This is a genomic window from Kitasatospora sp. NPDC049258 (genome assembly GCF_040678895.1).
In the GTDB taxonomy this organism is placed as follows: Bacteria; Actinomycetota; Actinomycetes; order Streptomycetales; family Streptomycetaceae; genus Kitasatospora.
Genome location: NZ_JBFAQT010000020.1, coordinates 54,705 through 76,796, shown reverse-complemented (window position 1 = coordinate 76,796; position 22,092 = coordinate 54,705). Strand labels below are relative to the sequence as shown.

Here is a 22,092-nt window from a genome sequence, read left to right as displayed (position 1 = left end):
GCGGCCTGGTCGACGGGCCGGGTCAGCAGCGGACCAGCAGCACCGAGAGGACGGTGCAGGTGGCACTGCCGGTGTCGTTGGCGGCGACCGGGTCGGCCGGGGCGGAGGCCGTCCGGGCGGCCGTGGTGGTCACCGGACCGAGGCCGAGCAGGCCGACCGCACTGCGGAAGGTCGAGCCGGCGGTGGCGCCGTTGGCGAGCGCGCCGTAGCTGCAGGTGACGGTCCGGCCGGCGGTGGTGCAGCCCGCGCTGAGGTTGGTGGCGGTGGCGCCGACCGGCAGGGTGGCCGTGACGGTGGCCGAAGTGACCGCGGCGGGCCCCTGGTTGCGGGCGGTCAGGGTGTAGCTGATGGCACCCGGAAGCAGCGCGGGGGCCTGCGCGGTCAGGGTGACGGCGAGGTCGGCCCGGGGCTGCACCGGCGGGCGCGGGACGAAGGCCACGCCGGAGGGGAGGGCGCCGACCGCGGTGGTCGCGGTCACGGCGTTGCTGGCGGTGTCGACCACGGCCAGGGTGCCGCCGCCGACCGCGGTGACGTAGAGGAACGCGCCGGAGGGGCTGACCGCGAGCGCGGCCGGCGCCGGGCCGACCGCGATCGTGCGGGTCACGGTGTTGCTGGCGGTGTCGATCACGGACACGGTGTCGTCCGCCAGGTCGGCCACGTACGCCCGGGCACCGGAGGGGTCGACCGCCACCGCGTGCGGGATCCGGCCGACCGGGACGGTGGCGGTCACCGTCCCGGTGGCGGTGTCGACCACGGAGACGCTCGCGGCGTAGGAGTTCGCCACGTACAGCCGGGTGCCCGCGGGGTTCAGCGCGGCCGCGACCGGGCCGGAGCCGACCGGGACGGTGGCGGCGACCGCGTTGCTCGCGAGGTCGATCACCGTCACGGTGTGCCCGCCCGCGTCCGCGGTGTAGGCGCGGGCACCGGCCGGGTCGACGACCACGGCGTTGGGGCCGGGGCCGACCGGGACGGTGGCCGCGACCGCGTTCCCGGCGGTGTCGATCACGGACACCGAGTTGTCACCCGCGTTGGCGACGTAAGCGCGGCTGCCGCTCGGGTTCAGGGCGACCGCGCTCGGGAAGGGGCCGACCGGGACGGTGGCGCTGACCGTGTTGCTCGCGGTGTCGACCACGGAGGCCGTCGCGTCGCGGAGGTTGGCCACGTACACCCGGGTGCCCGCGGTGTTGACCGCCACCCCGTCGGGGCCCCGGCCGACCGGGACGGTGGCGATCACCCCGTGGGTGGTGGCGTCGAGCACCGAGAGGGTGTCGTCGTCGGTGTTGATCACGTACGCACGGTCGGCGAGGGCCGTGGCGGCCGAGGCGGGCGGCGCTCCCAGGCCGGCCCCGACGGCTAACGCGACGGCGGCGGCGACCAGGGCGGCAAGTCTCGGACGGGAGCGGGCGGCACGGGACATGCGGGTACTCCTTCTCGGTGGCATCGCGTACTCGGTGGCAGCGCGGAGCAGCGGCGGATCCGGTCGGGCGTGGGCGCGCCGGGGCCCGGCAGGTGCGCCGGGGCGGCGGGCGCGAGCGGTCGTGCGCGGGGCAGCGGGGCAGCGGGCGGCACTCGCGACGAATGGCGCACGGTCGCGACGAGTAGCAACCTAGAGGCGCTGCGTGATCGGCACAAGACCGGGTCGGGAGTGCCAGGACCGCACCCGCGGGGCTCGTGGGCGGCTCCGCCCGGGAACGCCGGGACCGGAAGCGATCAGGGGGTCGGCGGGCGCCGACCGGAGAGATGGAGCGGCGATGGCCGAGCGCATGGTCGAGATCGACGGCGTCGAGCTGTGCACCGAGTCGTTCGGCGACCCGGCGGACCGGCCGGTCCTGCTCGTCATGGGCGCCGGGGCCTCGATGCTCTGGTGGGAGGAGGGCTTCTGCCGGCTGCTCGCCGAGGGCGGGCGCTTCGTGGTCCGCTACGACCACCGCGACACCGGCCGATCGGTCTGCCATCCCCCTGGCCGGCCCGGATACACCGGCGCCGACCTGGTCGAGGACGCCGCCCGCGTGCTCGACGCCCGGGGGATCGCGGCCGCACACGTCGTGGGTGTCTCGGCCGGCGGGGCGTTCGCGCAGTTGCTGGCGCTCACCCATCCCGATCGGGTCCGCTCCCTGGTCCTGATCAGCACCTCCCCCGCCGTGCCCGGCGACCGCGAGCTTCCGCCGCCGACCGAGGAGTTCACCCGGTTCCTCCCGGCCGCGCCCTGCGACCGTTCGGACCTCGACGCGGTGATCGAGCACCAGGTCGCCTACGCGTGCCTCCTCGCGGGGGGCCGGCGCCCGTTCGACCGGGCCGCCGCCCGCCGCCTGATCCGGCGCGACCTGGAGCGCGCGCGTGACATCGCCGCGGCCCGCAACCACGACTCGCTCCCGGACGGCGGGCCCGCACCGGCGCCGCTGTCCTCGATCACCGCGCCCACGCTGGTGATCCACGGGAGCGCCGATCCGGTCTTCCCGCTCCGGCACGGCGAGGCACTCGCCGAACAGATCCCCGGGGCAAGGCTGTTGACCCTGCCGGACGCCGGCCACGGGGTCGAGCGGGCCGACTGGCCGACGATCGTCACCGCCGTCCTCGCCCACACCGGGGCCACCCGCACCGACCGGGCCGGGGATCGCCCGCAGGCCGAGACACGGCCTAGTGCGCCAGGTAGCCGCCGTCCACCGGCAGGACGACGCCGGTGATGAAGGAGGCCTCGTCGGAGGCCAGGAAGAGGATCGCCCGGGCGACCTCCGCGGGCTCGCCGAGCCGTCCCATCGGGTGCTGGCGGACGACCTCCGCCAGGTACTCGGAGCCGCCCGGCTCCTGCGGCAGCCGGCGGACCCGGTCGGTGTTGATGGTGCCCGGGGCGACCGCGTTGACCCGGATCCCCTGGGCCGCCCACTCGACGGCCAGATGCTTGGTCAGCCCGCTGGCGACGAACTTGGCGGGCCCGTAGACCGCCTGGCCGGCTTGGCCGGCCAGGCCGGAGATCGACGAGAGGCAGACGATCGCGCCGCGGCCGGCCGGGGCCATCCGCTCGATCGCGTACTTGCAGGTGAGGAACATCCCGCGGCCGTCGACGGCCATCACCTGGTCCCAGTCCTCGGGGGTGGCCTCCAGGACGGTGTGCAGCGGGAGGATCCCGGCGTTGGCGACCAGGACGTCGATCCGCCCGTACCCGGCGACCGACTCCTCGATCATCCGCCGGGCGTCGGCCGGCACCGAGACGTCGCCGACCACCGCGCGCACCCGGGCCCCGGTCGCGGCCAGCGCGGCCCGCAGGGCCTCCAGCGCGGGCGCGTCCAGGTCGGTGACCACCAGCAGGGCCCCCTCGGCGGCGAAGAGTTCGGCGGTGGCCCGCCCGATCCCCTTGGCCGCGCCGGTCACCACGGCGGCCCGGCCCGCCAGCCGGCCGCCCGCCGATGGTCCGGCCGCCGATCCCGTCGATCCGATCGATCCCGTCGAGCCCGTCATCGTCCGCTCCTGTCCGTCCGGTTGGCCCCGGGCACCAGGTTGGCGTACCGGACCGCCCGGACCGCCTCCGGCGCGCGCGTCAGCGCCCGACCGCCGCCAGGAACGCCGCCGGATCGCTGACGCTGAGCCGCAGTTCGCGCAGCCGGACCGGCAGCCGCACGGCCCTCGCCCGGACGAACGGTTCGAGCTCCAGCCGGACCAGCCCCTTCGCGGAGCCGTTCACCAGCCAGTACCCGCCGAAGCCGTGGACGCCGAAACCGCTCACCGAGCGGGAGTCGGGCCCCACCGTCCGGATCGAGGCCAGCGGGATCTCCGCCCGGAACGCCCACCCCATCCGGACCGTCAGCACCCCGTCGGACACCCGCACCACGGCCCGTCGCGGGCCCATCCACAGCGGGGTGGCCAGCGCGGAGAACCAGCCGTCGTACCTGATCGCGAATTCGTTCGATGACATCCCATCAGCTTCACATCCGGGGTCCGCCGGCGAAAGAGGCCTGCACGCGATCTTGATGTTCCGGCCAGATTCACGTCATCTCAGCGGCTTATCGTCACAACTCGCGCCGCACGGTGCCCCAGCACCGTTCGCGTCCTGCCCGGGTGCCGGTACGGCCATGCCGCCCGCCACGACGAACAGGACCGCAGATGCGCATCCACCGACCGATAGCCATGGCCGGTGTCCGGTGATCGACTGGTTCCACGGGGCCGTGCTCGGCCTGATCCAGGGGCTCACCGAGTTCCTCCCGATCTCCTCCAGCGCCCACCTGCGGGTCTTCTCCGCCCTGTTGGGCTGGGACGACCCCGGCGCCGCGTTCACGGCGGTGACCCAGCTGGGCACGGAGTCGGCGGTGCTGATCTACTTCCGCAAGGACATCGCCGCGATCATCTCGGCCTGGACCATCGCCCTGTTCCGGCCCGCACGCCGGCAGGACCCCAACGCCCGGCTCGGCTGGTTCGTGATCATGGGCACGCTGCCGATCGGCCTGCTCGGCGCCGCGTTCCAGGACACCATCGAGACCTCGCTGCGCGACCTGCGGGTGATCGGCACCACGCTGATCGTCTTCGGCCTGATCCTCGCGGTGGCCGACCGCAGCCGCGCCGTCCGCCATGCCCGGCCGATCAGCTCGCTCACCCTGCCGCACGCGATCGGGTACGGCCTGGCCCAGTCGCTCGCCCTGATCCCCGGGGTGTCCCGCTCGGGCGGCACGATCAGCGCCGGCCTGCTGCTCGGCTACAGCCGGGAGGCGGCGGCGCGGTACTCGTTCCTGCTGGCCATCCCCGCCGTCCTGGCCTCCGGGACGCTCGAACTGTTCAAGATCGGCGAGGGGCCGGCCCCGGCCTGGGGCCCCACCCTGCTGGCCACCGCGATCGCCTTCGTGGTGGGGTACGCCGCGATCGCCTGGTTCCTCAGGTACATCTCGCACAACAGCTTCCTGCCGTTCGTGGTGTACCGGGTGGTGCTCGGCGTGCTGCTGATCGTGCTGGTCAGCACCGGGTACCTGGCCGCGGACGCCGGCGTGGCCGCCGAGTAGCGCCGCGGCGCCGCACGGGCAGCGGCGGCGGGTCAGCCCTGCGTGGAGCGGCGGCGCCACACCCAGAAGCCGCCCGCCGCCACCAGCAGGACGGCCGCCGCCACGGCCAGCGCGGTGCGCACGCCCGAGGAGCCGTCGGCCTGCTCCGCGGGTGCCGCGGCCGGTCGGCCGGTGCCGGCGGTGGGCGAGGCGGTCGCGTCGGGCGAGGCGGTCGCGCCGGGGGTGCCCGCGGACGGCTGGGCGGCGGCCGGCTCGGAGGCGGCGGCCGTCGGGCTCGGGGTGAGCGGCTTCGCCCCCGGGGCGGCGGCGGTGAGCTTCAGCACCGGCGCCGGGTGGGCCGGCTTCGCGGCGCCCTGCGGCAGCTCGATCCAGCGGTCGATCTGGCCGTCGGTGTAGCCGACCAGCGACTTGAAGGCCAGCTCGGGGGCGTCCGGCAGCTGCCGGACCTTGATCGAATACTGGGCGTCCGCACCCGGCGCCAGGGCGGGGCCGGCCACCGCGTAGCCGTCCGCGATCGGGCTGAGCGTCCAGCCCTCCGGGCCCTTGACCAGGCTCACGTCGCCGGGCTGCAGACCCTCCGGCAGCACCACCCGGACTTCCTTGATCCCCGCGGAGGACGACTCGCCCTCCGCGTCGAAGGCGATCACGGCGTCCGCCGCCAGCGCCTGCGGGGTGCTGGACTCCACCTCGACGTGCGCGAAGGCGGGGCCGGCCAGGGCCAGCGCACCCACCAGGGCTGCGGCCGGTACGGCGGCGCGGGCGAGCAGACGGGAACGCGGCATGGGACCAGCACACTCCTGGGCGGCGGCGGGACGGGGCGCACCCATCATGCCAGCCCACCCCGGGCCTCGGGCCCAGGTCGGCCCAGGTCGGCGCCGGTCAGCCCCGGTCGCGGGCCGTCAGCCGGCCGCGGACGGCGGCGTGGACCTCGGCCTCCTCGGCCGGGTCGGCCGCCAGCCGGCGCAGGCGCTCCAGGACCCGGACGTCGCCGGTGGTGGTGACGTGCCGGGCGGCCAGCTCGCGGGTGGTCTCCTCGCAGTCCCAGAGGCACTCGACGGCCGGGCCCGCACCGAAGTGCGGATCCGTCACCGAGAGCGCCTGCGCGGCCCGACCGCGCAGCTGGGAGGAGGCGGCCTCACCGTAGACGTGACGCAGGGCGGGGACGGCTCCGGCGGCGGCCAGCCGCCCCGCGCCGTCGACCAGCGATCCCAGCCCGCTGCCGGTGACGCCGCGCACGGAGATCCAGCGCCGCAGCGCGTCCACCACCAGCGGGCCGTCGGACGGCTCACCGGCGTCGGCGAGCAACTGGCAGGCGCGCTCGCCGAGGGCGCTGTCGGCGCCGCCGGTGGCCGGGTCGGCCCATCGACGGGCGTGCGCGAGCGCCTCGGCGCCGCGCATCCGGCCGAGCACCTCCAGGGCGGCCGCGACCACCCGCTCGTCCACGTCCGCCGCGGCGGCCTCGATCAGCTCGGCGGCGGCCGGGTCGCGCTGCTCCACCAGGTGGCGCAGGACGGCGGTACGGGCGCCGGGGGCGCCGGTACGGGCGGCGGCCAGCAGGGCGGGCCGGTCCTCCGGGCGGACCACCGCGGTCAGGCAGCGGGCCGCGGCGGCGGCGCGCCGGACGGGTGCCTCGGGATCGGTGGCGGCCGGATCGCTCTGATCGGCCCAGGCGAGCACATCGGCGGTGCTCCAGCCCGGGGTGACCACACCGCGGCCCATCTGGCGTTGCCAGAGGTCGAACGGGGACTGCTCGCTCGCGGCGGCGATCCGGGGGTGGTGGGCGGCCCACAAGCGCCAGGGCCGGGGTTCGTACGCGGCTCTGACGGCCGCCCGCAGCCGGGCGTCGCCCTCGGCGCCCTCGGGGAACCGGCGCAGCACCGAGGGGGCCAGCGCGAGCAGCGAGCGGTCGTCGTCGCGCAGGGCCAGCTCGTCCAGCGCCCAGGCCCAGTTGGCGCCCACGGCGGCGTAGCCGCGCAGCAGGTCCAGGGCGTCGCGGCGGCCGTAGGCGGCGAGGTGGCCGAGGACCGCGAGGGCGAGCCCGGTGCGGGCCTCGTCCTGGTCGATGCCGTCCTCGACGGAGTGCAGGTGCAGCTCGACGCCGGTGAGCGGCGCCTCCAGCTCCATGTAGAGGCGGGCGTAGTAGAGGGAGCGGTTCTCGATCTGCCAGTCGGCGCGGGGGTCCTCGGTGACGCACTGCTCCAGGGCGGCGATCGCCTCGTCGCGGTCGGCGGCCAGGGCATGCAGTTGCCCGTCACCACGGCCTCGCTGGAGGAGGCCGAGGAGGCTGGCACTTGGCGCTATCACTGGCTCGAACATGAGGTCAGCATCCGTTGCGGCGGTCGTCGAGGCAACGGGATTTCCGTCGCCGGGGTCGGTTCGGTCCTGCTCAGGCGCCCGGGCGCCGGAATCACCGAAGGCTACCGCCTGGTTGGCGGATCCGCACACAGGGCGACTCGAAACGGCCAGGTGCGGGCCACTGTGCACCCGCCGCGCGGCCGCGCGCGAGGGCCCCCGGCACAACCGTGCAAAACCCCCACAGACCGGAACGGGGCCGACGGGGGTCCGCCCCCCTTCGGCCCCTCACCCGGTGTGCCCGATCCGGAACGCTTCGTACCGGCAGCGCCCTTCGCCCGCCGTGTCCTCGGGCCGGACGGCGGTGCCCGTCGCCCGCCGCGCCCTCAGACCGGACGGCGGCGCGCCGGCAGCACCGCGGTGATCTCCTCCCGCAGCTCGGCCACGGCCGGCAGGCCCTGGTAGCGGCCGGCCAGCCGGTACATCTCGCGCAGCCGGTCCCAGGTGCGCAGCGAGGAGGTCTGGCTGATGGCCGCCAGCGCCAGCTTGGCCTGGACCTGGGCGGCGTCCGGCTCGCCGGAGATCCAGTAGACCGAGGCGAGGGTGATCCGGTCCAGCAGTGCGGAGCGCTCGCGCCCGGTGCCGGCCCGCAGGTCGATGGCCTGCCGGGCGTGGTACTCGGCGAGCCTGGCGGCGCCCGGGTCGTGCTCGGCGAGGGTCCGGTAGACGAGCGCCTGCATGCCGTGCAGCTCGGCCTCGTTGAACAGCTGCATCCAGCTCGGCGGGGCCTCCTGCGGCTCCTGGACGAAGAGCTCCTCGGCCTCGCCGAGCACCCGCCGGGTGGCCTCGGAGCGGCCGAGCGAGGCCTGCGCCCAGGCGTCGACGGTGTGCAGCATGGCGCGGGTCCTGGGCAGGGCGCGGTCGCCGGCGCTGGCCCGGGCCAGCTGCATCAGCTCGATCGCGTCGTCGGCCCGGCCGAGGTGGAGCATCTGCCGGGCCGCCCGGGAGATCGCCTCGCCGGCCCGCGGCCGGTCGTCGGCCTCCTTGGCGGCCTGGGCGGCGATCACGAAGTACCGCTGCGCGGTGGGCTCCAGGCCGACGTCGTGGGACATCCAGCCGGCCAGTACGGCCAGGTTGGCGGCCACCGTCCAGAGTCTGCGCTCCAGTGCCGGGTGGTGGCGGTGCGTCAGCAGGCCGCCGACCTCGTTGAGCTGGCCGACCACGGCCTTGCGCTGGAGCCCGCCGCCGCGGGAGGCGTCCCAGGCCCGGAACACCTCGACGGAGCGCTCCAGGGCGGTGACCTCCTCGGCGCCGACCGGCCCCGCGTCGTACACGTCGACCACCGGCCGGGGGCCGGCCTGGGTGAGCACCTGCCGAGGTCCGGGCCGGTCGGCCGCGTACGCCACCTGGCCGCTGTTGAGCCAGTCGTGAAGGTTGTCTGCGATGACGGTGCCCGCGGCGAGCGCGGCTCCCGCGCCCACCAGACCGCGTCGGTTCAGCATGAGGTCCATTCCCGTGAACTCGGTGAGGACCGCAGCCGTTCGATCCGGCTCCCAGGCTTGTTCCGACGCGGTGGTCGAGCCTGTCCTGGTGGGCCGGTGTCGTTCCAGACCTAAGTCCTCAGTGGTGACGACACGGCCGAGCCGCTCCGTGAACACGGCGGCCAGCAGCCTGGGCACCGGATCGCGGGGGATCTCCCCCTGCTCGATCCAGCGCCGGACCCGCGAGGTGTCGGTGGACAGCTGCTGCTGCCCCATCGCCGCACCGCGCCGGTTGACCAGCCTCGCCAGCTCGCCCTTGGACCAGCCGGTCAGGGCGAAGAGGTCGGCGAGTCGGCTGTTCGGCCCCTTGCTCACGTGAAGCCCCCAGGTTCCTCGGCTGATTTCGACAGTAATGGCACTGTCATGTGCCACGCGACCATTCGCCAGGCTTCGCCAGGGTCCGCCACATGGTGTACCAGTGGTGATCGGGTGTCAGGTAGGAATGCGCCACCTCGACCTCGCTTCGAGGGGCCCGGATCACCGGGCCCGGGCATGTTCCCACCGGCCGGTGACGGCTTGCGGGGGCATCGTCCGAGAGGGTGGCGCGGCCGGGTGGCGCGGGGGCGTCGGGCACGGCACGGCAGGACGGCGCCACCGCATTTCCCCAGGGTGCGGAGGGCCGCCGGAATGCCGGCTCCGCGCCCGACGCCCGCACTCCACCCCGGCCGGCCCCGGCGGAACCAGGAACCGCCGGACGTCCAGTCGCCGTCGGCCAGGAAGGGACCCTCACCAGCCCATGTACTCCTCCGCCAGCACCGGCGCCCGACCGTCGAATCCCACCCAACTCGACGGCGGCGCACCGCGCTACACCACCGGCCAGCCCCGCACCGGGCTCCGGCCGCCCACCGCCGCCGGCGGGCGGCCGGGCCCCCGCGGCGGCGAGCCGCGCGACCCACGGGCGCTCGGCGTCCGTACCGCGCCGGGCGGCCGCCCGGCCGAGCCCGCCCACCGTGCCCCCGGCGGGCGGCTGTTGACCTCCCGCACGCCCGAGGGGTTCGTGGACCGGGTCGACCCGGCCGCGCTGCAGACCCCCGCGGTGCGGGCCGCGCTGGCCAACATCTCGCGGATATGTCCCGCCTTCCTCCCCCGCCAGGTGCTCCGGGAGGGCAGCCGCCACATCCTCATCGCCGGCACCATCGGCCGGGCCCCCGTGGTCGCCAAGTGCCTGTCGCCGCAGGCGGTCCGCGGGCCGCAGAGCGAGCAGCTGATGGAGCGGTTCCACCACGAGATCGCGGTCTACCGGGCCTTCGTCCGGCACCGTCCGCCGGTCCGGCTGCCCCGACTGGTGGCCGCCGACCAGGACCGCTGCGTCCTGGTGCTGGAGCGGGTGCCGGGCCGGCCCGCGGCCCGCGAGCGGCACCCGGTCAACGCGCCCACCCCGGGCGAGGTGCGGGCCGTGCTCGGCGCCGTGCGGACGCTCAACCTGTGGCGCCCGCCGACGGACGTGTTCGGCAAGCCGCTGGACTACCAGCTGGAGGTGGCCCGTTACCACTCGGTCGGGCAGCTCACCGACCGGGACGCGGGTGACCTGCGGCAGTTGCTGCACGGCCTGACGCACACTCCGTGGCAGCTCTGCCACGGCGACGCGCTGCTGGGCAACCTGCTGCTCGCGCCCTCCGGCCCGGTGCTGCTGGACTGGGAGGAGGCCGGCTGGTACCTGCCCGGGTACGACCTGGCGGTGCTGTGGAGCGTGCTCTCCGGGGACAGCGCGGCCCGGCGCCAGATCAGCCAGCTCGCGCAGTCCGGCGGGACGCTGGCGCGGGACGCCTTCCTGGTCAACCTGGTGCTGGTGCTGATGCGCGAGCTGCGGCTGCACGACGTGCCGGGCGCCGGCGAGGAGCAGCGGATCATGATCCGCCGGCTGTACGACGACGCGGCGCTGGCCCGCCGCGCGGTCCGGGCGGCGGTCGGCACCCGGTAGGCGGTCGGTACCCGGTGGGCCCGTTCAGGACTTGCGGGCCGCCCGGTCGAGGGTGCTGCGGCCGACGGCCTCCAGCACGACCTCGTCGGCCGGGAAGTACGTCCGTCCGCTCAGCACGTCGCGCAGGTAGCGCTCCAGCGGGTGCCGCCGGCTCAGGCCCGGGTTGCCGGTGAGAGCGACCGCCTGCTGGACCGCCGTGGTGACGGCCCGGTTGACCAGCAGCTGGGCCGCACCGGTCCGGGCGACGGCCGCGGCCTCGCCGCGGTCCACCCCGGCCGCCAGGCCGTGCACCAGCTCCTCGGCGCCGATCAGCGCGAGTTCCGTCTCGCCCAGCGCCGTGCGGTAGCGCGGCAGGGTGGCGAGCGGCTCGCTGAGGTTGGCCGGGGTGCGCTGCTGGAGGAACCGCACCAGCCAGTCCTGGGCCGCCCGGGCCACCCCGAGCTGGACGGCGCTGAGCGCCAGGTCCTGCCAGGCCCGGGTGGTCTCCGCGGCCGCCTGCTCGGCCGGCCCGGCGCTGCCCGGCACGGCCAGCCGCAGCGCCCCCTCGGGCCCGACCCGGACGCCGTCCAGGAGCACGTCGTGCCCGGCGCTGGCCCGCAGGCCGAGCTGGTCCCAGGTCGGGTCGATCTCGACCCCGTCGCTGTCGCCCCGCACCAGGAAGACGCCCACCCGGGGCACCTGCTCCTCGGTCCTGGCCGAGACCGCCATCCAGGCCAGCGCCTCGGCGCCGGCGCAGTCCGACTTACGGCCCGTCAGCCGCCAGGCCTCGCCGTCCCACCGGGCCACCGTGGCCGGCAGCCCTCCGGCCTGCCCGGGCTCGGCGCGCAGGGTGTTGACCAGAGCGGGGCCGCGCCGGGATTCGGTGAGGAACTTGCGGTAGCCGGCCGTGGGCCAGGCCCCGGTCCTGGCCTGCTCGGCGTGCTGGAGCAGGGTGAAGGCGGTGAGCACCGCCACCGAGGCGTCGCCGCGCCCGAGTTGGGCCAGCAGCCGGACGGTGTCGGTGAGCGTGCCGCCGGCGCCGCCGAAGCGCGCGCCCACCGTCAGGGTGAGCAGCCCGGCCTCGTGCACCGCCTCGATGCCCTGGTACGGGAAGGTGCCGTCGCGGTCGTGCTCCTCGGCCCGGGCGGCCAGCAGGTCGACCACCCGGGGCAGCTTGGCGAGGGTCTCGGTGACGGCGTCGCGGTCGTCGACGGCGGGGCCGGCGGTCCTGGTCATGGGCGGTGCCTCCGGGCGGCAGCGTGGGATGCGGCATGGTGCGGGTGGCACGCGGACGGGCGTGCGCCGACGGGATGCGGCACCCCGGACCCCGGGGGCGGGAGAGGACGGCCGACCGGCTCGTCCGGGTGCCACGGGCGGAGCGTTCGGCTCCGCCTCAGCGGCCCGGACACGACGCGCCGGCGGTCCGCCGCAGGTCGAGGTGCCTGCGGCGGGTGAGCAGCGGGAGGCGACGTGACATGGTCGTGACTGTACGAAGGGTTGATCGGCAGCGTCAAGCGAGGTACGGGCGCCTGGTCAGCCCTGCTTGAACATGTCCGCCGGCAGCGGCTTGAGCAGCTGGTAGAGGTCGTCCGAGATCGGCCGGTCCCAGGAGGCGATGGTGACCTGCACCCCGTCGCTGCGGCCGAACTGGGAGCAGAACACCCGCTCCTCGGAGACCTTCACCTTCTTGACGATCAGCAGGTCGTCGCCGAGCAGCACCGGGAAGTCCTCGGCCGAGACCAGCTCGACCGGCTCCTCGTGCTCCAGTGCCGCCAGGAGTTGACGTACCTCGAAGGGCACGCCGTCCTCGGACTCGCGGGCCGGGGAGGTCTCGGGCAGGTTGCCGATGAACATCGCCGGGCCCCGACCGCCGAGCAGGTCGTACCGGAGGAAGATCCCCTGGCAGGAGCCGTCCGTACCGGTCATCATCATGGCCCCGAAGTGGCCGGGCCAGTCGCCCGGGTCCATCGCGAGCACGTCGAAGTCCGGGCCGGCGGGCGAGCCGGAGCGACGGCGGAGAAATGACATGACACCATCGTACGTGCCCCCGACCGGCCACCTCGCGGCCGGGGGGCGATCAGGCGGAGATCTACGCTCAGGGACCAATGTTGACTCTGAGCAACCGTCCGGGCTACGTTCGGTTCAGCACGACAGCCGCTGTGGACTCGGTCCACCGGGGGGCGGCTTGTCCCAGCGCGCCGTTTTCTGCGTGTCCTCCAGCTGTTCATCTTGTCGTGCGGACCACGTGCACCAGCCAGCTCCACCGGCGTCGGACCCCGGAACCTCGGACCGGCACCGAACAACTCCACAGACCAGGTTCGCGGGGCCCCGGCCTGTCGCATCCGCGGACCTTGCCCGGGACACCGCCGCGTGGGGGCGTGCGGATCCCGGGCGAGGCACCGTCTTCCGAGTAGCTCTCGGCGGGCGAGGCCGTCCTCCCGGCGACTGCCGGCCCTCTGGTGGGGCCGGGACCGGCAACGCACCTCGGTGCGGTTGGGGAACACCACGGGAGGAAGTTCGTCATCGGCGCCGATGACGGGCAACACAGCGGGCGCCGTGCCATTACCGCGTGGGGGCGGTGGGCACGGCGTCTGCCTGCTCTTACTGTGATCCGATGCTTGTCGAACAGTCAACAAGAATCGGTCCATCAGAATTCATTTGTGACCTCGGTGAGCCCCGGATCGACATCCCGGGTTCAACCGGGCACGGCCGGCGGCACTCCCGGGGCGGGACAGTGCCGCGCCGCCCCGGGTGGATGCCCGCCGCCGGGCTCAGGTGAGGTCGAACTCGCCGTCGCGGGCCCCGAGCACGAAGGCCCGCCACTCCGCCGGGGTGAAGATCAGCGCGGGACCGTCCGGATCCCGGCTGTCCCGCATCGCGATGTAGCCCTCGACGAAGGCGATCTGGACCTCCCCGACCTCCGGGTCGGCGCCCTGGCTGCTGGACAGCCACTCGGCCCCGGTCAGATCCAGCTCCGGCTTGCCGCCCGCCGCCGGCGCCTGCGGGTCGCTGTTCTCCACGCTCGTACTCATGCCGTGCTCCTCCCGATCCGTCCGAGGACCCAGCCTAGCCAGGGCGGTGCCGGGCGGCGGGGGATCGCCCGGGTTTGCCACCTGGCCGGGCCGTTGTCGGGTGATCCCCCGCCGCCCGGCCGCACCGCTGTGCTATGCGGTGACACGGCCGGTTCCGGGCCGTGGCTTCGACCCGCCGGGAGCGGTCGGCTGCGAGAGTGGTGCTCCAAGCCGTCCCCACGACCCAGGGAGCCGCCGATGGACCGCCGGGACGCCGTGAGCGCCGACGTCATCCCCATCTCGGACGCGCCGTCCGCACCCGGCGATCCACGGACCGCCTCGGTGCCCCGACCGTCCCGGCCGACCGGACTGGGGCGGGTCGGGGTGGTCCTGGTCTCGCACAGCCAGGAACTCGCCCTCGCGGTCCGCGCGCTGGCACTGGCGCTGGCCGACACCGCCGACCCGGCCCCGGTGGCCGCCACCGGCGGAAGCCTCGCCGACGGCCTGGGCACCAGCGCGGTGCTGATCGCGGCGGCGGCCCGCCGGGTGGACCAGGGGCACGGGGTGGCCGTGCTGTGCGACCTGGGCACCGCGGTGAGCACGGTGCTGCGCCTGCTCTCCGAGGCGGACGAGCACGGCCTGCCGTTCCCGGTCCGCTTCGCCGACGCGCCGTTCGTGGAAGGAGCGGTGGCCGCGGTGCTGACGGCGACCGCCGGCGGCGACCTCGCGGCCGTGCTCGACGCCGCCGAGGAGACCTACCGCCAGCACAAACTCTGAGGCAGAACGGGCATTTCCGGAGCGATCGGCCACGCGTCGGACGGTGCGCCGATAGCATCGGCGCAGTGCACGGGGCGGGGAGGCTCCGGCTCGAACTTGGGGGGAGTCCCAGCCATGCGTGTGGTCGTGACCGGCGGGGCAGGATTCATCGGCGCCAATCTCGCCCGGGCGCTGCTCGCCCGGCCCGAGGTGGCCGAGGTCCGGGTGGTCGACAACTTCGTCACCGGCCGCAAGGCCAATCTGGAGGGGGTCGACGTCGCCCTCTTCGAGGGCACCATCCTGGACCGCGACCTGCTCGACACCGCGTTCGCCGGTGCCGACGCCGTGGTGCACCTGGCCGCCCTGCCCTCCGTCCCGCGCTCGGTGGCCGACCCGCTGGCCAGCCACCACGCCAACGCCACCGGCACCCTGGAGGTGCTGGAGGCCGCCCGCCGGGCGGGCGGCCTGTACGTGGCGGCGGCCTCCTCGTCCTCGGTGTACGGGGCCAACCGGGAGCTGCCCAAGCGCGAGACCATGCGCACCGCCCCGATGAGCCCCTACGCGGTCAGCAAGCTGGCCACCGAGGCGTACCTGGCGGCCTATCACCACTGCTACGGCCTCGGCGTGCTGCCGCTGCGCTTCTTCAACGTGTTCGGCCCGCTGCAGCCGGCCGGCCACGCCTACGCCGCCGTGGTGCCCGCGTTCCTGGACGCCGCGCTGGCCGGGCGGCCGCTGACGGTGCACGGTGACGGCGGCCAGAGCCGCGACTTCACCTACGTCGGCACGGTTACCCAGGTGATCACCGAGGCGGTGCTGCGCCGGGTGGTCCACCCGGACCCGGTCAACCTGGCCTTCGGCACCCGGACCAGCCTGCTGGACCTGATCGCCGAGCTGGGCTCGGTGCTGGGCACCGAGCCCAGCACCGAGCACGTCGAGCCCCGGCCCGGGGACGTCCGGGACTCGCAGGCCGACAACGCCCGGCTGCGCGAGCTCTTCCCCGAGGTGGTGCCGGTGCCGCTGCGCGAGGGCCTGGAGCGCACCGCGGAGTGGTTCCGCACGCTCTGACGCCACGGTCCGGCGGCCGGTCGGGCGGCCGGTCGGGCGGCCGGTCGGGGCGCCTGCTCAGACCGGCGCCCCGGCGTGGTCGAACACCGTCCCGCCCGTGGCGTCGAGGGCGAGAGCGATCCGTCGGCGGGTGTACTCGTCCAGCTCCGGCAGCGCGTCCTGGGCGTACCAGGCGACCGCCAGCGACTCGTCGTCGTTCACCCGGGCCTCGCCGGAGAGGTAGCGGCAGCGGAAGGTCAGGTCCAGGTACTGGCACTGATCGCCGTTCGGGTAGTCGATCATCGGCGAGACCGACACCATGGTCAGCGACTCCGGCTCCACCAGCACCCCGGTCTCCTCCAGGCACTCGCGCACCACCCCGTCGGCGGGCTGCTCGCCCGGGTCCAGGATGCCCCCGATCAGGGCCCAGCGGCCGTCGTCGGCCCGGCGGCCGAGCAGCACCCGCCCGGTCTCGTCCAGGACGACGGCGGCGACCCCGGGGAGCCAGAGCGGGCGGTGTCCGACCAGGGTGCGGAGTTCGGCGAGAAACGCGGGAATGGCCATGGGCACCGACCCTATCGCCGCGGGCCGACTACCGGCCCCCGCGCCGCTCGTCCATCGGCCGCGCCGGCGAGCCCACCACCACGGTGTCCGCCGGTACGTCCCGGGTGACCACGGCCGCCGCGCCCACGAAGGCGCCGCGACCGATCTTGCGCCCCTGGAGCACCACCGCGTTGCTGCCCACCGTGGTCCCGTCCTCCAGCAGCACCGAGCCGGAGACGTTGCCGCCCGGGTAGACCGTCACCCGCTCGCCGAGCAGGCTGTCGTGACCGACCGTGGCGTTGTAGTGCACCTGGCTGTGCGCCCCCAGCCGGACGCCGCTGGACACGTACGCGCCGCCCATCACCAGGCAGCCGGGGCCGAGTTCGGTCTCCGGGGCGATCAGGGCCCGCGGGTGCACCAGCGTCACGGGCCGGCCGCCGAGACCGTCCAGCAGGGCGGCGAGCCGGCCTCGGACGGCCGGATCGGCGATCCCGATCAGGTAGCCGGCGCCGGCCGGCAGGGCGGCGGGCGCCAGCACCGGCAGGCCCCGGACGAGCGAGCCCTGGGCCCGGTCGTCCAGGAAGCCCGCCACCGGCACCCCGGCGGCCAGCGCGGTGTCCAGCGCCTCCCGGCCGACCCCGCCGGCCCCGGCGATCCACAACTGCTCGGTCAACGCTGCCTCCTGGCACGGGACGGACCGGGCCGGGGCCCGCGGGTGCGGGCCCCGGCCGGGGTGGGACGTTCGCTCTCAGGCTCTCAGGAGGCTTCCTCGACCGCCCGCACGGGCTGGCCGGTGAGCCTGGGTCCGGTCGCCTGCCGGGGCAGCACCACCCGCTGGACGGGTGCCTCGGCGGGGGCCGGGAAGCCCGGGTTGACCCCGCCCGCGGCGGTGATCCCCTGCGGGCGCAGCAGCTGCTGGGCGGTACGGGACAGGATCTTGAGGTCCAGCGCCGCCGAGCGGTGCTCGATGTACCAGAGGTCGAGCTCGATCCGCTCCGGCCAGCTGATCGAGTTGCGACCGCTGACCTGGGCCCAGCCGGTGAGGCCGGGCCGGACGGCGAGCCGGCCGCGCTGGCGGGGCGAGTAGTGGACCACCTGCTCGGGCAGCGTCGGCCGGGGGCCGATGATGCCCATGTCGCCGCGGGCCACGTTCCACAGCTGCGGCAGCTCGTCCAGGCTGGTCCTGCGGAGCAGGGCGCCGATCCGGGTGATCCGGGGGGCGTCCTCCTCCTCGGCGAAACGTTTGTCCCGCATGGTACGGAACTTGAGGATCTGGAACTCCCTCCCGTCCCGGCCGGTGCGGGTCTGACGGAAGATCACCGGTCCGCCCATGGTGCAGCGGATCAGCAGTGCGATCACCAGGCCGAGCGGAACCGCTACGGCCCCGGCCAGCGAGGCCACGGCGAGATCCCCCGCTCGCCGCATTCCTCCCCCAACGGGCATGACTCCCCCAACGTTTGTGGTGCGACGGGTGTGCGGCTCAGCCGACCGACCAGGGCAGTCCGCGGGCCCTGGCCACGGCCGCGTAGGTCTCCAGGGAGACCCGGGCGACCGCCCGCTGGTCGAACTGGTCCAGGGCACGGCGACGGGCCGCCGCGCCCAGCTGCTCACGCAGGGCGGGCTCGGTGAGGAGCCGGCCCAGCGCTGTGGTGAGGGCCCCGGCGTCGCCGGGTGGTGCGAGCAGCAGGTGCTCGCCGTCGGTGCCGATCTCCCGGCAGCCGCGGATGTCGCTGAGCACCATCGGCAGACCGCTGGCGGCGGCCTCCATGGCGGAGCGGGAGAACCCCTCCCGGTAGGAGGGGAGTACGAAGACGTCCAGCGCGGCGTAGAGCTCCGGCATGTCGCTGCGGCTGCCGAGGAACTCGATGCCGCTCTCCGCGCCGAGGGCGTCGGGCTTGTCCGGGTCCTCCGGACCGATCCAGACGAACCTGGCCTTGCCGGCCAGCGCCCGGGCGGTCTCGGCGTACTCCCGGATGCCCTTCTCGGCGACCCGCCGGCCGACGCCGCCGACCAGCAGTTCGGTCTCCTCGACGCCGAGTTCGGCCCGGATCCGGGCCCGGTCGGCCGGATCGGCGGTGAACCGGGAGAGGTCCACCCCGTTGCCCACCACCCGCGAGCGCCGGCCGGGGACGGCCCGCGCGAGCGTGGCGCGGTCCTCACCGTTCTGGTACAGCTCGGCGTGCGAGAAGCGGGCCGCGAAGGCCTCCGCGCCGAGCACGAACGCCCGCTTGGCGAGCGGGTCGTGGGCCTGCGCCCAGAGGCCGTGGCAGGTGTTGACCACCACCGGCACCCGGGCCGCCCGGCCCAACACCCGGCCGAGCACGCCGGTCTTGGGGTTGTGGGTGTGCAGCACGTCCGGCCGGATCCGGCGCAGCACCGCGAGCAGCTCACGGCCGGCCGCGGCGTCCGCCCTCGGCTCCCAGGCGCGGGTGAGCGCGGACAGCGGCTCGTGCCGGACGCCGATGGCCTCCAGCTGCGGCACGTACGGGCCGGGGGCGCTGATGCCGTAGGTCTCGAAGCCGGCCTCCAGGTCCACCTTGAGCTCGGTGGCCAGCAGCAGCTGGAGGCTCATGTCGACGGTGGTGAGGTGGGCGACCCGCAGCGGGCGTCCGCCGGGGCCGCGCAGCCGGGGGGCGAGGTGCTCAGGCACGGGCGCCCACCGCCTTCGCGGTGGCGACGATCCGGGCGTAGGCGCGCTCGGGGATCAGCCGGCCGTACAGCTTGGCGCGGAAGAAGTCGATCGGGTCGGTGCGGCGGACCGGGACGCGGCAGAACCGGGCCGGGTCGAAGCCCGGCAGGTTGCGGCCGACCTGGCCGGTGGCGGAGGTGCGGAAGCGGGCCCGCAGTGCGGCGTCCATGTGCGGGACACCGACGCCCCAGGTGTAGGCGAAGTGCTGCGGCCGGGTGCCCAGGTGCTGCTCGACGTCGTCGTTGCAGCCGTCCAGCTCGGCGGTGGTGAGCAGCTCGGGGCGGGCGTGGGTGCGGGTGTGGTTGGCGACCGTGCAGAGCCCGGAGTCGGCCATCTCCTTGAGCTGCTCCCAGCTGAGGCCGCGGCCGCCGCGCCCCTTGGCGGTGGAGCCCTCCCAGCGCATCTCGCCGCCGACCTGGCCGCTGGCCAGGTAGATGGTGAAGGGCAGCGAGCGCTCGCGCAGCAGCGGCCAGGCGTTCTCGTACACGTCGGCGAAGCCGTCGTCGAAGGTGAGCACCGTGCCGGGGGTGCGGCGGCCGGCGGCCAGCCGGTCGGCGGCCTCGTCCAGCGAGATCACCCGGCCGGGGGGCAGTTCGGCCAGCAGGTCGACCTGCGCGGTGAAGTCCTGGGTGGTGACGTCGAGTTCGTCGGTGGTGCCACCGCCGACCCGGTGGTAGATGAGGACCGTGGCGCCCTCTCCGGGGACGCGGCCGGCGGCCCGGGCGAGCTGCTGCTTGACCTGCGCCCTGATGCCTGTGGCTGCCGCGGGCGCCGCGGTGGTGCTCATCGTTCCCCCCTCTGCGGCACCCTCCCCGGCGCCGGCAAGCGGACTCTCTCGCCCGGCCGCAGCAGTCGCTGGGACCGGCGGGACCCACAGTAGGGGGAAATATGGGGCTGCTGCCCGGGAAATGTGAAAGAAGGGGGTAGGTGGGCCGAAAATCAGCCGGTCCGACCGGTGATGTCCAGATCCTGGACCTTTGTGACCGGCTAGAGTGCCGCGCCGCGCCCCGGGCGGAACCGGGCGAGGGCGACCCGGCCGAGCATCAGCAGGCCCGCCGCCAGGCAGCCCGCGACCGCCATCGCCCAGGCCGGGCCCTCGGTGTCCGGGACCACGACGGCCACCAGGATGCCGAACACGACACAGCCCGCGCCCGCCAGGACCAGCAGCAACTGGTGCTGCCGGTGGGCCCGGTGTGTCCGCTGGGTGACGCTGCGGTGACTTCCGGTGTCTGCCATACCTCCACGGTAACCCCGACCGGGGTGGTCGGCACAGCGATTCGAACGCGCCGTCCCGTGCGCCCCGCCGTGGCCGAACGCGCCCCCGCGAAAAGTCGCCGCCGACCGTACAACCATCTCGGCGCGTCGGTGGTCTCCACTACATTGAGCGATCCAGGAGCCGTCCGAGGCATGGGTTGGGAGTCCCCGCCACGGACCGGATCACCCGGGAGCGGCGCCGCCGCGTCCGGGGTCGGAGGCCGGGCTCCGCCTTCCGACGGTACCGCCACGCCGCACCGGCGACCGAGGGGGGAACCGTGCCGCACTCCGAGACCACGACCATCAGCACCCCACCACCGCCCGCAGCTGCCAGCACTGCCGCTGCCGCCCGAACCGTCCCGGCCGTCCCGGCTGCTCCGGCCTCGCCGGCCTCGCCGGCCGACCACCGCGGCAGCTGGCTCCGGTTCTCACCGGCCCAGCCGCTGTTCCGGGCCCGCGCCGCGCAGCGGCTGGCCGTGCTCGCGTACCACGGTGTGACCGAGCCGCGCTCCTTCGGCGCCCAGCTGGACCGGCTGCGCCGGCTGGCGACGCCGGTCTCGCTGTCCGCGGTGGAGCAGGCGGTGGCCCAGGGCCGCCCGCTCCCGCCGCGCAGCGTGCTGATCACCTTCGACGACACCGACCGGACGGTGCTCACCCATGCGCTGCCGGCGCTGGCCGCCCGGCGGATCCCCGCCGCCGCCTTCGTGATCGCCGAGCTGATCGGCACCGATCACCCGTTCTGGTGGCACGAGGCGGCCTTCCTGGCCCGGCACGGCGGGCGCTCCCGGCTGGTGCCCACCGGCCGGCCCGCCGAGCTGCTGGCCAGGCTCAAGGCCCTGCCCGACCCGGACCGCCGCCGCAGCCTGCACGAGCTGCGGGTGAGCGCCCACCGCCGGCCGCCCCGGCAGGAGCAGCTCACCCCGGAGGACCTGCGGGCGCTGCGGGACAACGGGGTCTCGATCGGCAACCACACCCTGGGCCACCCCTCGCTCGGCCGCTGCGACGACGCCACCGTGCACTCCGAGATCGCCGGGGCCCACCTGGCGCTGGACAAGTGGCTGGGCGAGCCGCCGACGGCGTTCGCCTACCCCGACGGGGGCTACGACCCGCGGGCGGACGCGGTGCTGCGCCAGCTCGGCTACCGGCTGGGATTCCTGTCCGACCACCGGCTCGGGCCGCGGCTGCCCGCGCACCCGCTGCGGATCAGCCGGCTCCAGGTCGACTCCACGACCAGCACCCGGCGCTTCGACACCATCCTGTCCGGGCTGGAGCCGGCGCTGCAGCGGTGGCGCGGCGCGGCGGTGTAGCGGCGCAGGCACCGGGCGGCGTCCGGTCGGCGGCCGGTCAGGGTGCGAGGAGGCGGCTGCGGAGGGCGTCGACGGTCGGGGCGTCGACCCCGAGCCGGTCCCGCACGTAGGCGGCCGGGGAGCCGTACTCCTTGCCGAGGTCGGCGAGGAACCGGCGGATCAGCTCGGCGGGCGCGGTGCCGTAGCCGGGCCAGCCGAGGGTGCGGCCGGGGTTGCGGGCGTGCCAGTCGGCGACGAAGCGGTCGGTGGCCAGGCCGGTGAGCGCGAAGTCGGCCGCGATCTGGTCCTCGTCCACCCCGAGCAGGCCGAGGACGAGGGCGGCGACGATGCCGGTGCGGTCCTTGCCGGCCGCGCAGTGGAAGGCCAGCGGCGCGTCGGCCGCGGCGATGGTCCGGATCACCTCGGCGAGCTCCGCCGTCCCGTCCTGCGCCACCTCGGCGAACTTGCCGGCCAGGAAGCTCACGGTCTCGATCTCCGGGCCGAGCGCGGCCTGGTCGTACGGGCGGTGCTCGATGCTGAGGTTGTGGTAGCCGAGGCCGGGGAGGTCGGGGACCCGGCCGGACCGCTCGATCTCCCAGGGGTAGCGCAGGTCGATCACGGTCCGCACGCCCAGGGCCCGGAACCGCCCCAGATCCTCCCCCGCCAGCTTCCCCAGCGAGTCGGAGCGGTACAGCAGCCGCCAGCGGACCGCGCGGCCGTCGGCGGTGCGGTAGCCGCCCAGATCGCGGAAGTTGTGCAGTCGTTCGAATGCCAGGTGTCGTTCGGTCACG

At 75.1% G+C, this 22,092-nt stretch carries 23 protein-coding genes; 6 read left to right on the top strand and 17 right to left on the bottom strand.

The window, feature by feature from the left end; translation table 11 throughout:
• Positions 1-22 precede the first annotated feature (22 nt).
• On the bottom strand, positions 23-1,417 hold the full coding sequence (locus AB0K43_RS18980; protein WP_363641119.1) for a beta-propeller fold lactonase family protein: 1,395 nt from the start codon (positions 1,415-1,417) through the stop codon (positions 23-25).
• A 334-nt stretch (positions 1,418-1,751) separates the two neighbouring features.
• Here AB0K43_RS18980 and AB0K43_RS18975 point away from each other — a divergent pair, with 334 nt between their 5' ends.
• Positions 1,752-2,684, top strand: coding sequence for an alpha/beta fold hydrolase (locus tag AB0K43_RS18975; protein ID WP_363641117.1), 933 nt, complete (start codon positions 1,752-1,754; stop codon positions 2,682-2,684).
• Here the strand turns inward: AB0K43_RS18975 and AB0K43_RS18970 are convergent.
• Both AB0K43_RS18970 and AB0K43_RS18965 read right to left on the bottom strand, forming a co-directional pair.
• The gene (locus AB0K43_RS18970) at positions 2,638-3,456 is read right to left on the bottom strand and encodes an SDR family NAD(P)-dependent oxidoreductase (protein WP_363641115.1); all 819 of its coding nucleotides are present in this window, start codon (positions 3,454-3,456) and stop codon (positions 2,638-2,640) included. The two genes, AB0K43_RS18975 and AB0K43_RS18970, sit on opposite strands and share 47 nt — an antisense overlap.
• 79 nt (positions 3,457-3,535) lie before the next feature.
• Positions 3,536-3,910, bottom strand: a complete 375-nt coding sequence (locus AB0K43_RS18965; RefSeq protein ID WP_363641113.1) for a hypothetical protein — start codon at positions 3,908-3,910, stop codon at positions 3,536-3,538.
• A gap of 226 nt (positions 3,911-4,136) precedes the next feature.
• Between AB0K43_RS18965 and AB0K43_RS18960 the strand changes: the two genes are divergently transcribed.
• Positions 4,137-4,985, top strand: coding sequence for an undecaprenyl-diphosphate phosphatase (locus AB0K43_RS18960; RefSeq protein ID WP_363641111.1), 849 nt, complete (start codon positions 4,137-4,139; stop codon positions 4,983-4,985).
• A 32-nt stretch (positions 4,986-5,017) separates the two neighbouring features.
• Here AB0K43_RS18960 and AB0K43_RS18955 read toward each other — a convergent pair whose 3' ends face one another.
• The 3 genes from AB0K43_RS18955 to AB0K43_RS18945 form a co-directional block, all read right to left on the bottom strand.
• Positions 5,018-5,767, bottom strand: coding sequence for a DUF1775 domain-containing protein (locus AB0K43_RS18955; RefSeq protein ID WP_363641109.1), 750 nt, complete (start codon positions 5,765-5,767; stop codon positions 5,018-5,020).
• 97 nt (positions 5,768-5,864) lie between these two features.
• Positions 5,865-7,301 (bottom strand): HEAT repeat domain-containing protein, encoded by a 1,437-nt coding sequence (locus AB0K43_RS18950; RefSeq protein WP_363641107.1) that lies wholly within the window; start codon positions 7,299-7,301, stop codon positions 5,865-5,867.
• A gap of 362 nt (positions 7,302-7,663) precedes the next feature.
• On the bottom strand, positions 7,664-9,133 hold the full coding sequence (locus AB0K43_RS18945) for a hypothetical protein (RefSeq protein WP_363641105.1): 1,470 nt from the start codon (positions 9,131-9,133) through the stop codon (positions 7,664-7,666).
• Positions 9,134-9,554: 421 nt separating this feature from the next.
• On the opposite strand from AB0K43_RS18945, the gene AB0K43_RS18940 reads away from it, so the two are divergent.
• The gene (locus AB0K43_RS18940) at positions 9,555-10,739 is read left to right on the top strand and encodes an aminoglycoside phosphotransferase family protein (protein WP_363641103.1); all 1,185 of its coding nucleotides are present in this window, start codon (positions 9,555-9,557) and stop codon (positions 10,737-10,739) included.
• Between the two features lie 24 nt (positions 10,740-10,763).
• Here AB0K43_RS18940 and AB0K43_RS18935 read toward each other — a convergent pair whose 3' ends face one another.
• The 4 genes from AB0K43_RS18935 to AB0K43_RS18920 form a co-directional block, all read right to left on the bottom strand.
• Positions 10,764-11,954 (bottom strand): acyl-CoA dehydrogenase family protein, encoded by a 1,191-nt coding sequence (locus AB0K43_RS18935; RefSeq protein WP_363641101.1) that lies wholly within the window; start codon positions 11,952-11,954, stop codon positions 10,764-10,766.
• 157 nt (positions 11,955-12,111) lie between these two features.
• Positions 12,112-12,195: a putative leader peptide gene (locus AB0K43_RS18930; RefSeq protein ID WP_363641195.1), complete on the bottom strand. Its 84-nt coding sequence runs from the start codon at positions 12,193-12,195 to the stop codon at positions 12,112-12,114.
• 56 nt (positions 12,196-12,251) lie between these two features.
• Complete coding sequence (locus AB0K43_RS18925; RefSeq protein ID WP_363641099.1) at positions 12,252-12,746, bottom strand: hypothetical protein; 495 nt, start codon at positions 12,744-12,746, stop codon at positions 12,252-12,254.
• A 743-nt stretch (positions 12,747-13,489) separates the two neighbouring features.
• Positions 13,490-13,750: a DUF397 domain-containing protein gene (locus AB0K43_RS18920; RefSeq protein ID WP_363641097.1), complete on the bottom strand. Its 261-nt coding sequence runs from the start codon at positions 13,748-13,750 to the stop codon at positions 13,490-13,492.
• A 237-nt stretch (positions 13,751-13,987) separates the two neighbouring features.
• Here AB0K43_RS18920 and AB0K43_RS18915 point away from each other — a divergent pair, with 237 nt between their 5' ends.
• Together AB0K43_RS18915 and AB0K43_RS18910 are read left to right on the top strand one after the other, a co-directional pair.
• Positions 13,988-14,506, top strand: a complete 519-nt coding sequence (locus tag AB0K43_RS18915) for a PTS fructose transporter subunit IIA (protein WP_363641095.1) — start codon at positions 13,988-13,990, stop codon at positions 14,504-14,506.
• 114 nt (positions 14,507-14,620) lie between these two features.
• Entirely contained in the window at positions 14,621-15,550 is a 930-nt protein-coding gene (locus tag AB0K43_RS18910; protein WP_363641093.1) for an NAD-dependent epimerase/dehydratase family protein, read from the top strand.
• Positions 15,551-15,607: 57 nt separating this feature from the next.
• On the opposite strand, the gene AB0K43_RS18905 is transcribed toward AB0K43_RS18910, so the two are convergent.
• From AB0K43_RS18905 to AB0K43_RS18880, 6 genes are all read right to left on the bottom strand, one after another.
• Positions 15,608-16,093, bottom strand: coding sequence for an NUDIX domain-containing protein (locus AB0K43_RS18905; protein ID WP_363641091.1), 486 nt, complete (start codon positions 16,091-16,093; stop codon positions 15,608-15,610).
• A 28-nt stretch (positions 16,094-16,121) separates the two neighbouring features.
• On the bottom strand, positions 16,122-16,745 hold the full coding sequence (locus AB0K43_RS18900) for an acetyltransferase (protein ID WP_363641089.1): 624 nt from the start codon (positions 16,743-16,745) through the stop codon (positions 16,122-16,124).
• Between the two features lie 83 nt (positions 16,746-16,828).
• The gene (locus AB0K43_RS18895; RefSeq protein WP_363641087.1) at positions 16,829-17,497 is read right to left on the bottom strand and encodes a sugar transferase; all 669 of its coding nucleotides are present in this window, start codon (positions 17,495-17,497) and stop codon (positions 16,829-16,831) included.
• A 55-nt stretch (positions 17,498-17,552) separates the two neighbouring features.
• Positions 17,553-18,722, bottom strand: coding sequence for a glycosyltransferase family 4 protein (locus AB0K43_RS18890; RefSeq protein WP_363641085.1), 1,170 nt, complete (start codon positions 18,720-18,722; stop codon positions 17,553-17,555).
• Positions 18,715-19,548 (bottom strand): polysaccharide deacetylase family protein, encoded by an 834-nt coding sequence (locus tag AB0K43_RS18885; protein WP_363641083.1) that lies wholly within the window; start codon positions 19,546-19,548, stop codon positions 18,715-18,717. The genes AB0K43_RS18890 and AB0K43_RS18885 overlap by 8 nt, the downstream gene beginning before the upstream one ends.
• 200 nt (positions 19,549-19,748) lie before the next feature.
• The gene (locus tag AB0K43_RS18880) at positions 19,749-19,997 is read right to left on the bottom strand and encodes a hypothetical protein (RefSeq protein WP_363641081.1); all 249 of its coding nucleotides are present in this window, start codon (positions 19,995-19,997) and stop codon (positions 19,749-19,751) included.
• A 296-nt stretch (positions 19,998-20,293) separates the two neighbouring features.
• On the opposite strand from AB0K43_RS18880, the gene AB0K43_RS18875 reads away from it, so the two are divergent.
• Positions 20,294-21,322 (top strand): polysaccharide deacetylase family protein, encoded by a 1,029-nt coding sequence (locus AB0K43_RS18875; RefSeq protein WP_363641079.1) that lies wholly within the window; start codon positions 20,294-20,296, stop codon positions 21,320-21,322.
• Between the two features lie 37 nt (positions 21,323-21,359).
• Here AB0K43_RS18875 and AB0K43_RS18870 read toward each other — a convergent pair whose 3' ends face one another.
• Positions 21,360-22,091, bottom strand: a complete 732-nt coding sequence (locus tag AB0K43_RS18870; RefSeq protein ID WP_363641077.1) for a tyrosine-protein phosphatase — start codon at positions 22,089-22,091, stop codon at positions 21,360-21,362.
• Position 22,092 lies beyond the last annotated feature (1 nt).